The following is a 13,931-nucleotide window of genomic DNA, read 5'->3' on the forward strand; positions in this document are numbered from 1 at the left end:
CAAAGGTGCAAATAGATGACAAAAAATGATTATTTGGTTGAACAACTCAAAACGGAACTAGCGACTCAAATTAAAGATATTACTGTCGCGTATGATGAGGTAACCATTGAGTGTGATGCATCAAATTTAAAAGCAATGATGTTGGAGCTACGTGATCTAGAGATATTTTGTTTTGATCAGCTTATTGATCTTTGCGCTGTGGATTATTTGCTTTACGGTGAATATGATTGGGAAACTGATTCAGCGACTGAAAGTGGATTTTCTCGCGGGGTAGAACGTCAAGATACTAAAGTTTATGCGCTGAATAAACCTCGTTTTGCTGTAGTATATCATTTACTTTCTACGAAATTGAATCGCCGATTACGTGTTAAAGTGTTCGTTGATGAGTCTCATTTAATTGTTCCCTCAGTACATCATTTATGGAAAGGCGCAGATTGGTTTGAACGCGAAGCCTATGATTTATATGGCATTTTATTTGAGGGACATCCTGATTTAAGACGTATTTTGACAGATTATGGATTTATTGGACATCCATTTCGTAAAGATTTCCCACTCAGTGGTCATGTTGAAATGCGCTATGACGCAAAATTTGAAAAGGTCATATACGCTCCAGTAGATATTGAACCCAGAGTTTTAGTGCCCAAGGTTATTCGTAATGATAACCGGTATATTGGTGAGAAAAGGGGCGAATAATGATTGAATTAAAGAATTACACCTTAAACTTTGGTCCACAACATCCTGCCGCGCACGGAGTTTTGCGTTTAGTTCTTGAGCTTGAAGGTGAAACCATAGTTCGTGCGGATCCCCATATAGGCTTGTTGCATCGTGCTACAGAAAAATTAGCAGAAACAAAACCTTACATTCAATCCATTGGTTATATGGATAGACTCGATTATGTGTCTATGATGTGTAATGAGCATGCTTATGTGCGCGCAATAGAAAAACTTTTAGGCATAGAAGCCCCAATTCGTGCTCAATACATTCGTACCATGTTTGATGAAGTAACTCGCATTTTGAACCATTTATTATGGTTAGGTGCTATAGCCCTGGATATCGGTGCGATGACAGTATTTCTATATTGCTTCAGAGAGCGCGAAGACTTATTTGATTGCTATGAAGCAGTATCAGGAGCACGAATGCATGCTACCTATTATAGACCAGGTGGTGTCGCTCGGGACTTACCTGATACGATGCCTAAGTATAAGGCATCGAGGTGGCATAATGAGCGGGAAGTTGAAAAACTTAATGAAGATCGAAGCGGTAGCTTGCTTGATTTTCTCTGGGCATTTACGGAACGGTTCCCTCGTTGTGTCGATGAATATGAAACATTGCTAACCGATAACAGAATTTGGAAACAACGTACTGTAGACATAGGTATTGTTTCACCCGAAGAAGCTTTGCAATGGGGGTTTACAGGACCAATGCTTCGTGGTTCTGGTATCGCATGGGACTTACGTAAAAAGCAAAGTTATGCGGCATATGATCGCGTGGATTTCGATATTCCAGTAGGTAAAACCGGAGATTGTTATGACCGCTATTTGGTTCGCGTTGAAGAACTAAGACAATCAAATCGCATCATTAGACAATGTATCGAATGGCTCAGAGCGAATCCCGGCCCTGTTCGCCTCGATGATCACAAGGTTACCCCACCCCGTCGTGTCGAAATGAAAGAAGATATGGAATCATTAATCCATCACTTCAAATTGTTCACTGAAGGTTTTTGTGTGCCGCGAGGAGAAGTCTATAGTGCGGTTGAGGCACCAAAAGGTGAGTTTGGTATTTATATGGTTTCAGATGGTGCTAATAAACCTTATCGACTGAAAATTCGTGCTCCAGGATTTGCTCATCTGTCCAGCTACGATGCAATGACTCGAGGACATATGATTGCTGATGGGGTCGCTATTTTAGCGAGTCAGGATATAGTATTTGGTGAAATTGATCGTTAATTTGTGACATGTCAGTTCTTACGATTATTAAAATGACATTCCAGAAAATTGTAATTTAAATTAATAAAGGTTTAGAAATGTCTGATAATTCAGCAAAAATATTACATCAATTGGTGTCAGCTCCAAGAATAAAGGACATCGATCATTGGATAGCAAAATATCCAAAAAATCAAAAGCAATCAGCCGTAATGAGTGCTCTGCGCATTGTCCAAGAAGAGCATGGTCATCTAACGACCGAATTAATGGATGCTGTAGCTGACTATCTCGACATGCCTACAATTGCCGTATATGAGGTAGCTAGTTTTTACACTATGTACGAACACAAGCAGGTTGGCAGACATTCGATAAACGTATGTACCAATATCTCCTGCATGCTGCGTGACTCAGCCGCAATTGTTAACTATTTGGAAAAAAAATTGGACATAAAGCTGGGCGAAACCACAGATGATGGACGTTTTACTTTAAGATCTGTTGAATGTTTAGGTGCCTGTGTTAACGCACCAATGATGCAGGTGGACAAGGATTATCATGAAAATCTGACTCCTGAATCTATAGATAAAGTGTTGGAAGAATACCAATAAAAGATAGAGGTGGTTACCGTGGTTGAATTAAATCAAGTTTGTTATCGAACATTTCATCTACCAGAGCCTTGGACGCTATCTGCTTATGAAAGTGTTGGTGGATACAGTGCATGGAGAAAAATATTAAAAGAGCAAACTTCTCCACAGACAATTATTGATGAATTAAAAACCTCTGCTTTGCGAGGTAGAGGGGGAGCAGGATTCCCAACCGGATTGAAATGGAGTTTTATGAACCGTAATAGTCCGGTACAGAAGTATGTGGTATGTAATTCTGACGAAGGCGAACCAGGTACTTGTAAGGACCGGGAAATACTTGCCCTAAATCCACATCAACTTATTGAAGGAATGGCGATTGCTGGATATACCATGGGTTCAACTGTGGGGTATAACTACATCCGGGGCGAATTTTGGTTACCTTATGAGCGTACAGAAGCCGCATTGAAAGAGGCTTATGCGGCAGGTTTGCTTGGTAAGAATATTTTAGGCTCCGGCATTGATTTTGATTTGTATAATCATTTGGGTGCAGGCGCTTACATTTGTGGTGAAGAGACTGCATTGCTTAATTCCCTAGAAGGGAAAAAAGGTCAGCCGCGGTTTAAACCTCCATTTCCTGCTAACTATGGTTTATATGGAAAACCTACAACCATAAATAACACAGAAACTTTTGCTTCTGTTCCGGTCATTATGGAAAAAGGTGGCGAGTGGTTTTTAAAAATCGGTAAGCCCAATAATGGTGGAACTAAATGCTTTAGTGTGAGCGGTCATGTCAATAAACCAGGAAATTACGAGATCCCGTTGGGAACACCATTTAAAACGCTTCTTGAGTTAGCTGGTGGAGTGATTAAGGGCCGGAAAATTAAAGCAGTGATTCCTGGCGGTTCGTCCATGCGTGTATTACCTGGCGATGTAATGATGAAACTTGATATGGATTATGACAGCATCCAAAAAGCAGGTTCAGGGTTAGGTTCTGGTGCGGTAATTATTATGGACGAAACAACCTGTATGGTTGATGCGTTATACCGTATTTCTGAATTTTATATGGATGAGTCCTGCGGTCAATGTACTCCATGTCGTGAAGGTACAGGCTGGCTAGTCCGATTATTACACCGTATTAAAGAAGGCCATGGGGAACCTGGGGATGTAGAAAAGCTAGTCAATGTTGCGAATAATATCGAAGGACGCACTATTTGCGCACTCGGTGAGGCAGCAGCTTGGCCTGTACAAAGTTTTGTTACGCATTTCCGCGACGAATTTGAATACTTCGTTAAGCATAAACGCTCGATCGTCGCAGCATAATTAAAAGGTTTGACCATGACTACTACTATTGAAATCGACGGTAAGACATTTGAAGCAGAAAACGGGAAAATGATCATCGAAGTTGCCGATGAGGCAGGTATTCATATCCCACGTTTTTGTTATCATAAAAAATTATCTGTGGCTGCAAATTGCCGCATGTGTTTAGTTGAAGTAGAAAATGGCCGCAAGCCAGTTCCTGCATGTGCAACCCCAATTACCGATGGGATGAAGGTTTTTACCAAATCGAAAGAAGCACTGCACTCTCAAAAAGTAGTCATGGAATTCCTGCTTATTAACCATCCACTAGATTGTCCAATTTGCGATCAGGGCGGAGAATGTGAGCTTCAAGATATATCCATGGGATATGGTGCGGGTGAATCACAATATACAGAAACCAAACGTTCCGTAGACGATGATAATTTAGGTGCGCTGATTTCAACTGAAATGACTCGCTGCATCCATTGTACTCGCTGCGTTCGATTTGGTGAGGAAATTGCCGGATTAAGAGAGTTAGGTGCAACAGGGCGCGGCGAACACATGCAAATTGGGACCTATGTTCAACACAGCATGAAATCAGAGGTTTCGGGTAATATTATCGATTTATGTCCTGTTGGTGCGTTAACTTCAAAACCCTTTCGCTTTACTGCGAGAGCCTGGGAACTCACCCAACATGATGGGGTAGCGCCACATGATTGCCTCGGTTCAAATATTTACTTGCATACGCGTCGAAACAAGTTAATGCGTATTGTTCCTAAAGAAAATGAGGCAATTAACGAAACGTGGCTCGCTGACCGGGACCGATTTAGTTATTTGGGTTTAAATAGTCCGTTAAGAGCCAGCCAACCCCAGATTAAACGTAATGGACAATGGGAAGTTGTCGATTGGGAAACTGCTCTGAAATTTACTGCAGAAGGACTGGCTCGCGTTATAAAACAAAATGGTGCTGAGCAAGTAGCGGCTTTTTCCTCAAGTTCCTCTACATTGGAAGAAATGTATTTGTTGCAAAAATTAATGCGTGACATCGGGGTTCATAATCTTGATCACAGATTGCAGCAAGTAGATTTCAAAGATCAGGAGCATCAGGGTACGACACCAAAAAATTCATTACCTTATGAAGAAGTCGAATTACAAAATACAATTGTGCTTGTTGGATGTAACATTGATCGAGAAGTGCCTCTAGCTGGTGTAAGAGTGCGTAAAGCTGCTCGCAATGGAGCTAAAATTTACGCTATAAATCCAGTAGATTTCGAATATCGTTTTGATTTAAGTGATCGATTCATTATTTCACCTTTAGAAATGCCAATGCAACTTGCCAAGCTTGCTTTAGCACTGGCCGGCGATATAAAGAAATTACCTACAGAAGTACAAAAATTATTGATAGGTCTTGAAGCAGATAAAGCAATTCAACGAGTTGCCAAAGCATTGAAAGAAGAAAAAGCATGCTTAATTACTGGCGCTCTTTGCGAAAATCATCCTGAAGCTTCTTTATTGCGTACATTAGCTTTCCATATCGAGAAATTAAGCGGAGCCAAAGTTTTAAGGCTCACTCAGGGTGCAAACACGGCAGGTGCGTGGTTGGCGGGTATGGTTCCTCACCGAACCACTGCCGGCAAAACAGACTCTACTCCAGGTTTGGATGTGCAGGCAGCACTGAACGGTAAACTTAAAGCCTATTTTTTAATGGGAGTAGAACCTGGTTTTGATTTTGCAAATCCTTATGGTGCAAGACAGTCAATGCTGGGTGCGGAGTTTGTTGTATTAATGTCTGCTTATAATCATGAATCAATGCATGATTATGCCGATGTTATTTTACCTATGGCACCCTATGCTGAAACCTCAGGGACATATATTAATATTAATAATACCTGGCAAACAGTAAAAGGTGCTTTGGCTCCTCATGGTGAATCTCGACCTGCATGGAAAATATTGAGAGTGCTCGGTAACTTATTACATTGTGATGGCTTTGAATATCTGTCAACTGAAGATATCTTGTCAGAAATAAAAAATAGTGTTGCAATCACAATGGAGCAAGATTATAAACCCTATTATCCTGAGAGCCTGCCTCTAATGAATCAATCATTGATTCGAGTAGGTGAGTGGCCACTCTATCGCAGTGATGCGATTGTTAGAAACGCCAAAGAGCTGCAATTATGCGCCGCCGCTGAATCAGCATGCATACGTATCAATCCTATAACAGCAGATAGATTGAAATTAGACGATATTGCTACTGTATCTCAGGGAGATATTGAGATAACATTGCCGCTTAAACGTGATGAACGCATTGCGGCGGATGTTGTATGGGTAGCAAACGCGATGCCTGAGACAGTTGATTTGGGTCATTCATTTGCTGCAATAACTATTAAGCGCTAGGCAGGTAAAAAAATGCTGCAAGATATTGGCATATTAATTTGGATCATCATTAAAATATTAGTAATCGTAGTACCATTGCTACTATGTGTCGCATATTTAATCTATGCAGAGCGTAAGGTTATTGGCTACATACAAGCACGTATAGGACCCAATCGTGTGGGTGTACGTGGTTTGCTCCAACCAATTGCGGATTTAATAAAGTTAATTACTAAAGAAATTATTATACCTACACGCTCCAATAAATATCTTTTTATAGCCGCACCGTTGTTTGCTTTGGTTCCTGCCTTGGCAGGTTGGGCAGTTATTCCTTTTCAGGAAGGGATAGTTTTAGCAAATATTAATGCGGGAGTTCTTTATATTTTTGCAATGAGCTCACTTGGAGTTTATGGCGTTTTAATCGCTGGGTGGGCGTCTAACTCCAAATATGCGATGTTTGGTGCTCTAAGAAGTACTGCGCAAACTGTATCCTATGAGATTGCTATGGGTTTTGCTTTAGTAGGCGTACTTCTGGCTGCAGGCAGTATGAATCTTACGGATATTGTTAATTCACAAAAAGGCGGGATTTTACATTGGTGGTTTATTCCCCTGCTTCCACTATTTTTTGTGTTTTGGATTGCAGGAATCGCTGAAACAAATAGAGCACCTTTTGATTTGGCTGAAGGTGAGTCCGAAATTGTTGCAGGATTCCATGTGGAATATTCTGGGATAGGGTTTGCACTGTTCTTCTTATCCGAATATGCGAGCATGATCCTTATTTCTGTACTCCTCAGCATCCTGTTTTTGGGTGGTTGGATGTCGCCGTTTGAAGGGATTCCATTTTTAGAGAACATATTTTTTGTTGTACCCGGATTTGTTTGGTTAATCGTAAAAGTTTGCTTTTTCCTGTATGTGTATTTATGGATAAGAGCTACTTTTCCTCGTTATCGTTATGACCAGCTTATGCGTTTAGGCTGGAAGGTACTCATTCCGGTCACCATTGTTTGGATTATTGTAACTGCGTTAATGGTGGTTACACATGTTAAACCTTGGTTTTAATGATTAATAGAGAAGCCGATGAAAAAAGCATATCAATATATTAAATACTACATACGCAGTTTTCTTTTCATAGAATTATTGCAGGGTTTAAAGCTAACTGGTAAATATTTTTTCAAGAAAAAAATAACGGTACAGTTTCCAGAGGAACAAACCCCGATTTCTCCCCGTTTTAGAGGAGCACTTGCTTTACGCCGTTATCCCAATGGTGAAGAACGTTGCATTGCGTGCAAATTATGTGAAGCAGTTTGCCCTGCACTGGCAATAACCATAGAATCAGAAGAACGTGAAGACGGATCGCGTCGAACAACGCGATACGATATTGATGTGTTTAAATGCATTAATTGCGGTTTATGTGAAGAATCTTGCCCTGTAGATTCCATAGTTGTTACGCCAGTACATCACTACCATGTCAGTGAACGAGGTCAAAATATTATGACCAAAGAGAAGCTCCTTGCGCTTGGTGATTTGCTGGAGCCGAAACTTGCAGCAGATAGAGCTGCTGATGAAAAATACCGATAACGGGGTAAAGTATGCATGAATTACTAATTCAAATTATTTTTTATGTTTTTGCGGCTATAGCAGTAGGTGCTGCGTTTATGGTAATTATTCAAGACAATCCTGTCCGTAGCGTTTTGTTTCTTGTAGTTACTTTTTTTGCGAGTGCCGTATTATGGATACTTGCCCAAGCAGAGTTTCTCGCATTGATTTTAGTGTTGGTGTATGTAGGCGCCGTGATGACACTGTTCTTGTTTGTTGTGATGATGCTTAATATTGATGTTGAAATAATTAAGAGTCATTACCGACGTTACTTACCTTTTGGCTTAATTCTGGTTGCTTTATTAACAGGGCTGTTAATGGTATCTATTCCTGCGGGTACATTTAAGGCTAATGTTGAAACAAAAACCAACGAAATCACGAGCGTGCAATCATTTAATGCAGAGCAAAATAATCCTGAAGCACAGCCCGTATCGAATACTGAAGCCTTGGGTTTGGTTTTGTATACCGATTATTTCCTGGCTTTTGAAATTGCAGCTGCGCTGTTGTTAATTGCAATTATTTCTGCAATTACTTTAGTACATAGAGGTCCCAGAAAATCGAAAAGGCAGGATGTAAAACAACAAATTCTGACACGTAGAAATGACCGGGTTGAATTAATTAGTATGAAAGCAGAGAAATAAGGTTGGGGAATTCTATATGATACCTGTTAATAATTATTTGATTCTGGGTGCGATTTTATTCGGTTTTGGTCTTATCGGCATAATGATGAATCGTAGAAACATCATTTTATTGCTCGTATGTATCGAATTGATGTTGCTTGCCGTAAATACTAATTTCGTAGCATTTTCCCATTATTATAATGAAATTGGTGGTCAAGTCTTTGTTTTTTTTATTTTAACAGTTGCTGCCGCAGAAGCAGCAATAGGATTAGCCATAGTGATGTTGCTTTTTAGAAATAGAGGCAATATTGACGTTGATAAGATGAATCATTTAAAAGGTTAACATTGTGAGTATCCAACAACTTTGTCTAATAATCGTTTTAGCTCCTTTGGCAGGTTCAATAATTGCCGGTTTTTTCCGTAATCAAATCGGAAGAGTTGGAGCCCATACAGCTACCATTTTGGGAGTTGCAATTTCTTTTGTAATATCGTTGCATGTTGCCTGGCAACTATTCTCAGGAGCTATTTCAACTGAAAGTACAGTGGTTTATCATTGGGCTAACGGTGGTTTAATACTCCCGTTTGAATTCAATATAGGTTTTTTGATCGACCCTCTTAGCGTGGTTATGCTGGTTACTGTAAATTTTATTTCTTTGCTGGTACATATTTACAGTATTGGATATATGGCAGATGACGATGGTTACCAACGCTTTTTTAGCTACATTTCTCTATTTACTTTCATGATGCTTATGTTAGTAAGTGCCAACAATTTTCTACAATTATTCTTTGGCTGGGAAGGTGTAGGGTTAGTATCTTATTTGCTTATCGGATTTTGGTACCAAAAGGAATCAGCGATTGAAGGTAGCCTTAAAGCATTTATCGTGAACCGAGTGGGCGATTTTGGTTTTCTATTAGGTATAGCTCTGATTTTTGCATATACCGGAAGTATCGATTATGAAACTGTTTTCAAAAGCGTAAGCTACCTGGCAAGTCAAAATATTGAACTATTCCACGGACATCCCTGGTCCTTAGTTACAGTGATTTGTTTGGCTTTATATGTTGGTGCTATGGGTAAATCGGCGCAAGTCCCACTGCATGTATGGTTACCAGAATCTATGGAAGGTCCAACGCCTATTTCCGCATTGATTCATGCTGCAACCATGGTTACCGCCGGGGTATTTATGATTGCACGTATTTCTCCTCTAATTGAATTTTCCACCACGGCATTAAGTGTGGTTCTAGTTATTGGTGCAACCGGAGCATTGTTTACAGGTATTTTAGCCCTGGTTATGAATGATATTAAGCGTGTTGTAGCCTATTCAACGTTATCACAACTGGGTTATATGATGGTTGGAATGGGTGCTTCTGCTTATAGCGCAGGGATGTTTCACCTGCTTACACATGCATGTTTTAAAGCACTCTTATTCCTTGGTGCTGGTTCAGTAATCATTGGAATGCATCATGAACAAGATATGCGAAAAATGGGTGGTTTATGGAATAAAATGCCAATTACGTATGTGACTTTCATAATTGGCTCCCTGGCTCTGTGTGCTGTCCCTCCGTTTGCGGGATTTTATTCAAAAGATACTATTATTGAGGCGGCTCAGTTATCACAGATCCCTGGTAGCAGCTATGCCTATTTCTGTGTAGTTGTTGGTGCGGGAGTTACTGCGCTGTATGCCTTTAGATCGTTATTTATGACGTTTCATGGTAAGCCACGCATGGATGCACATACCTTAAGTCATGTGCATGAGTCCCCATGGGTCGTATGGTTGCCGCTTGTTTTACTTGCTATTCCTTCAATTATGTTGGGTTATGTGTTGTATATGCCAATGCTTTTTGATAATCCAACTATTTTAGGCTCCTCTCTGTTTGTTCTGCCTCAACATAATGTTCTGGCGGAACTCGCTCATGAAGTTACTTCTCCGTTTGAAAGTATGTTGCATTCAGTATTTTCACTTACTTTTTGGATTACTATAGCGGGGATTTTTATTGCTTGGCTTTGTTATATCGCTGTTCCTTCGATTCCGGGATTTTTGGCACGTTATTTCTCACTCATTTACAAAATACTGATGAATAAATATGGATTTGATGCGTTTAATAATTTATTTTTTGTAAAAGGTTCTAAGGGCATAGGAACTGCGTTTTACAGGGTGGGTGATCAAACGTTGATCGATGGTTTGGTTGTTAACGGCGGCAGTCGACTTATTAGATGGTTTTCAGCTAAAGGTCGTGTGATACAGAGCGGTTATCTGTATCATTATGCAGCGGTAATGGTTTTTGGATTGCTTGGATTTTTATGCTGGTTGGTACTCGGCTGAATATAGGGTGAAGGTATGCATTATTTGCTCAATTTACTAATTTGGTTACCGATAATAGGCGGTGTTTTTGTTCTTCTCGCTGGAGACGATCGTAGCCCGAATATTTCGCGTTATTTGGCTTTGTTTACCATAATACTTTGCTTGCTACTTTGTATTCCTCTTGTTGTAGGTTTTGATCCTAAAGTATTAGGAATGCAATATTTGGAGGAATTCCAATGGATGCCCGCTTTAGGAATTAGCTATAGCTTGGGTATCGATGGAATGTCTTTACTTTTGATTGTTCTTACTGTCTTTACGAATTTGGTTGTGATACTGGCAACCTGGGAGAGTATTACCAATAGAGTTTCTCAATACTTGGCTGCATTTTTAATTATGCAGGGATTATTGGTTGGTGTTTTCTCCGCGTTGGATGCAATCGTATTTTATGTGTTTTGGGAGGCTACACTAATCCCAATGTACCTAATTATTGGTATTTGGGGATCAGATAATCGCGTCTATGCCGCAATTAAATTTTTCTTATATACTTTTTTAGGCTCTGTGCTCATGTTGGCTAGCTTTTTATATATGGGCTATATAGCAGGTACATTTAATATTGAAGCATTTTATGCAATTAAACTGGGAATGACTGCTCAAACACTGATTTTTATTGCATTTTTCCTTGGTTTTGCAATCAAGATACCCATGTTTCCAGTACATACCTGGTTGCCTGATGCGCATACTGAAGCTCCAGCAGGTGGCTCAATAGTATTAGCAGCAATTTTATTAAAGCTCGGTGCTTACGGATTTATCCGTTTCTCTTTACCTATTGTCCCCGATGCCTGTAGCCGTTATGCTGGCATAATGATAGCCTTGTCTTTAATTGCAGTCGTTTATATTGCCCTGGTTGCAATCATCCAAAAAGATATGAAACGTTTAATTGCATACTCTTCAATTTCACATATGGGATTTGTGACATTGGGTTCTTTTGCAATTTTTGCAATTGCAAAACAAACAGGATTGAGCGCCGCTGGCCTAATTTTGGAAGGTGCAATTGTGGTCATGATTTCTCATGCCTTTGTCTCAAGTGCTCTTTTTGCTGGCGTAGGTTACATTTATGATCGTATGCATACCCGACGGTTAGCAGATTTTGGCGGAATAGTGAATACCATGCCAATCTTTGCATCGTTTTTTATGCTTTTCTGTATGGCGAATGCAGGATTACCAGGTACTTCTGGGTTTGTTGGTGAATTTATGGTGATTCTAGGCTCCATTAAAGCAGGTTTCTGGGTAACATTTTGGGCGGCGACTACGCTCATCACAGCAGCTGGATACAATCTATGGATGTACAAACGTGTTATTTTTGGCCCTGTAGCAAATGAAAAAGTTGCAGCGTTAAAAGATCTTACGGGCTATGAGTTAAGTGCTTATATCCTACTTGCTTTGATGGTTATCGCTATGGGCGTTTATCCTAAGCCAATGTTGGAATATATACATCAAACAGTAAGCCATACTCTGGCATTAGCAAGTCAATCAAAATTGTAATCAAGGTTAATCAATATGACAGCATTACTTGAAAATATCCACGTAGCCCTTCCGGAAATAATCCTGTTAACCGCAGCGTGCATTGCATTGCTTGCTGATTTATTTTTGCGGGATCGGTGTAAATCAATAGCCTATTTTATATCCTGTATCGGTTTGGTTTTAGCTGCTGTTGTTAGTTTCCTCTATATTGGTACGTTTAAGGTAATTACGCTTAATGGTCTATTTATCAGCGATGATATTGCAAATTTAATGAAGTTTTTTATATACCTTTCAGTATTGTTGAGCTTTATTTACTCAAGAAACTACATAGATGAACGTCAAATGCCTGCTGGTGATTACTATATTTTGGGAATGTTTTCTACCTTGGGAATGATGTTCTTAGTTTCAGCACATTCGTTACTCACTATTTTTCTGGGATTGGAATTATTGTCATTACCTTTATATGCCATGACGGCTATTCGAAGAACTGATGGTGATGCTTCTGAAGCGGCAATGAAGTACTTTGTAATGGGCTCAATCGCATCTGCCATGCTCTTGTACGGTATCTCCCTAATTTATGGAGCAACAGGAAAACTGGACTTACTCGACGTTGCAAATGCAATTGCTGCGAACTGGCAGCAGCAAAACACATTGCTTGTGTTTGCCTTGGTTTTTATCCTATCTGGGGTTGCATTCAAATTGGCAGCAGTTCCTTTCCATATGTGGGCGCCCGATGTATATCAAGGGGCTCCAAGTTCAGTTACCTTATTTATTAGTGCTGCACCAAAGATTGCAGCAGTAGGGATGACCTTTAGGTTGTTAACTATTGGTCTGGTAGATATTAGCGCGCAATGGCAACAAATTCTACTGGTAATTACTTTGCTTTCAACAGGGTTGGGTAATTTATTTGCCGTGGTACAAACCAGTATAAAACGCTTACTGGCTTATTCAGCAATATCACATATAGGATATGCTCTGTTTGGTATTTTAGCCGCTACGAACGCGGGCTATTCAGCCGCACTCTACTATATTTTAGTTTACGGAATAACTTCTGCAGCTGCATTTGGTCTAATTGTCTTAATGTCTACACAAGGAATGGAAATTGACAATATCGATGATTTAAAAGGACTTAACAAAAGAAACCCTTGGCTTGCATTTTTGATGTTAATTATTATGTTTTCACTTGCAGGTGTTCCACCCACTGTTGGGTTTTTTACTAAATTACTTGTTCTCAAAGCCCTAGTTGATGCTCAAATGACATGGGTTGCAGTGCTTGGTTTATTCTTTACAGTAATTGGTGCATATTACTATTTAAGAGTTATTAAAATCATGTATTTCGATAAACCCATACAGGTTGATCCTGTAATTATGAATAAAGGAAATGTTTTAATACTTTCCCTCAACTGTTTGTCGCTACTTTATTTAGGTATTTTTCCCAGCGCCTTAATTGTAGCTTGCATTAATGCTTTTGGGACCTAGGGCCTGTATGCAATCCTACTCTCTTTCGCGAGGCCTTGATGGAGGCATATATATATGCCTGGCTTATATGCTCGATAATCAAGGCTTGCGGCTTACTCTAGCGAATTGTAACCAAGCCCTAAAATAGAGTAATTTGCTTCTGCATGAGAAAATTGTTCGTTTTTATCATATAGAATATATATTTATTTATAATCTTAAGCGAAAGTACTTGCTAAGAGTACTGACTCTCAGTATACTTGCCATCAG

At 39.7% G+C, this 13,931-nt stretch carries 12 protein-coding genes; all 12 read left to right on the forward strand.

The window, feature by feature from the left end:
• Positions 1–15: 15 nt before the first annotated feature.
• The 12 genes from FOLKNPGA_RS01100 to nuoN all read left to right on the forward strand — a co-directional run bounded on the left by FOLKNPGA_RS01100 (position 16) and on the right by nuoN (position 13,685).
• Positions 16–693, forward strand: a complete 678-nt coding sequence (locus FOLKNPGA_RS01100; RefSeq protein WP_182351361.1) for an NADH-quinone oxidoreductase subunit C — start codon at positions 16–18, stop codon at positions 691–693.
• Positions 693–1,946, forward strand: a complete 1,254-nt coding sequence (locus FOLKNPGA_RS01105) for an NADH-quinone oxidoreductase subunit D (protein WP_182351362.1) — start codon at positions 693–695, stop codon at positions 1,944–1,946. The genes FOLKNPGA_RS01100 and FOLKNPGA_RS01105 overlap by 1 nt, the downstream gene beginning before the upstream one ends.
• Positions 1,947–2,023: 77 nt before the next feature.
• On the forward strand, positions 2,024–2,527 hold the full coding sequence (gene nuoE / locus FOLKNPGA_RS01110; RefSeq protein ID WP_182351363.1) for an NADH-quinone oxidoreductase subunit NuoE: 504 nt from the start codon (positions 2,024–2,026) through the stop codon (positions 2,525–2,527).
• Positions 2,528–2,545: 18 nt separating this feature from the next.
• Positions 2,546–3,823: an NADH-quinone oxidoreductase subunit NuoF gene (gene nuoF, locus FOLKNPGA_RS01115; protein WP_182351364.1), complete on the forward strand. Its 1,278-nt coding sequence runs from the start codon at positions 2,546–2,548 to the stop codon at positions 3,821–3,823.
• A 15-nt stretch (positions 3,824–3,838) separates the two neighbouring features.
• Positions 3,839–6,193, forward strand: coding sequence for an NADH-quinone oxidoreductase subunit NuoG (gene nuoG, locus FOLKNPGA_RS01120; RefSeq protein ID WP_182351365.1), 2,355 nt, complete (start codon positions 3,839–3,841; stop codon positions 6,191–6,193).
• Positions 6,194–6,205: 12 nt separating this feature from the next.
• The gene (gene nuoH, locus FOLKNPGA_RS01125) at positions 6,206–7,228 is read left to right on the forward strand and encodes an NADH-quinone oxidoreductase subunit NuoH (RefSeq protein ID WP_058516489.1); all 1,023 of its coding nucleotides are present in this window, start codon (positions 6,206–6,208) and stop codon (positions 7,226–7,228) included.
• 18 nt (positions 7,229–7,246) lie between these two features.
• Positions 7,247–7,747, forward strand: coding sequence for an NADH-quinone oxidoreductase subunit NuoI (gene nuoI, locus FOLKNPGA_RS01130; protein WP_182351366.1), 501 nt, complete (start codon positions 7,247–7,249; stop codon positions 7,745–7,747).
• Positions 7,748–7,758: 11 nt separating this feature from the next.
• Complete coding sequence (locus tag FOLKNPGA_RS01135; RefSeq protein ID WP_182351367.1) at positions 7,759–8,406, forward strand: NADH-quinone oxidoreductase subunit J; 648 nt, start codon at positions 7,759–7,761, stop codon at positions 8,404–8,406.
• Positions 8,407–8,422: 16 nt separating this feature from the next.
• On the forward strand, positions 8,423–8,728 hold the full coding sequence (gene nuoK / locus FOLKNPGA_RS01140) for an NADH-quinone oxidoreductase subunit NuoK (protein ID WP_019232919.1): 306 nt from the start codon (positions 8,423–8,425) through the stop codon (positions 8,726–8,728).
• 4 nt (positions 8,729–8,732) lie between these two features.
• Complete coding sequence (nuoL, locus tag FOLKNPGA_RS01145; protein WP_182351368.1) at positions 8,733–10,706, forward strand: NADH-quinone oxidoreductase subunit L; 1,974 nt, start codon at positions 8,733–8,735, stop codon at positions 10,704–10,706.
• A gap of 15 nt (positions 10,707–10,721) precedes the next feature.
• Entirely contained in the window at positions 10,722–12,227 is a 1,506-nt protein-coding gene (locus tag FOLKNPGA_RS01150) for a NuoM family protein (protein ID WP_182351369.1), read from the forward strand.
• A 15-nt stretch (positions 12,228–12,242) separates the two neighbouring features.
• Positions 12,243–13,685: an NADH-quinone oxidoreductase subunit NuoN gene (nuoN, locus tag FOLKNPGA_RS01155; protein WP_182351370.1), complete on the forward strand. Its 1,443-nt coding sequence runs from the start codon at positions 12,243–12,245 to the stop codon at positions 13,683–13,685.
• The last annotated feature ends 246 nt before the right edge of the window (positions 13,686–13,931 follow it).

The sequence above is a fragment of the Legionella sp. PC1000 genome, assembly GCF_014109805.1.
GTDB lineage: Bacteria > Pseudomonadota > Gammaproteobacteria > Legionellales > Legionellaceae > Legionella > Legionella resiliens.

Excerpts from the sequence above, each read along its gene's own strand:
- FOLKNPGA_RS01100 (WP_182351361.1), top strand. The coding sequence starts at position 16 with ATGACAAAAAATGATTATTTGGTTGAACAACTCAAAACGGAACTAGCG.
- FOLKNPGA_RS01105 (WP_182351362.1), top strand. The coding sequence starts at position 693 with ATGATTGAATTAAAGAATTACACCTTAAACTTTGGTCCACAACATCCT.
- nuoE (WP_182351363.1), top strand. The coding sequence starts at position 2,024 with ATGTCTGATAATTCAGCAAAAATATTACATCAATTGGTGTCAGCTCCA.
- nuoG (WP_182351365.1), top strand. The coding sequence starts at position 3,839 with ATGACTACTACTATTGAAATCGACGGTAAGACATTTGAAGCAGAAAAC.
- nuoH (WP_058516489.1), top strand. The coding sequence starts at position 6,206 with ATGCTGCAAGATATTGGCATATTAATTTGGATCATCATTAAAATATTA.
- nuoI (WP_182351366.1), top strand. The coding sequence starts at position 7,247 with ATGAAAAAAGCATATCAATATATTAAATACTACATACGCAGTTTTCTT.
- FOLKNPGA_RS01135 (WP_182351367.1), top strand. The coding sequence starts at position 7,759 with ATGCATGAATTACTAATTCAAATTATTTTTTATGTTTTTGCGGCTATA.
- nuoK (WP_019232919.1), top strand. The coding sequence starts at position 8,423 with ATGATACCTGTTAATAATTATTTGATTCTGGGTGCGATTTTATTCGGT.
- FOLKNPGA_RS01150 (WP_182351369.1), top strand. The coding sequence starts at position 10,722 with ATGCATTATTTGCTCAATTTACTAATTTGGTTACCGATAATAGGCGGT.
- nuoN (WP_182351370.1), top strand. The coding sequence starts at position 12,243 with ATGACAGCATTACTTGAAAATATCCACGTAGCCCTTCCGGAAATAATC.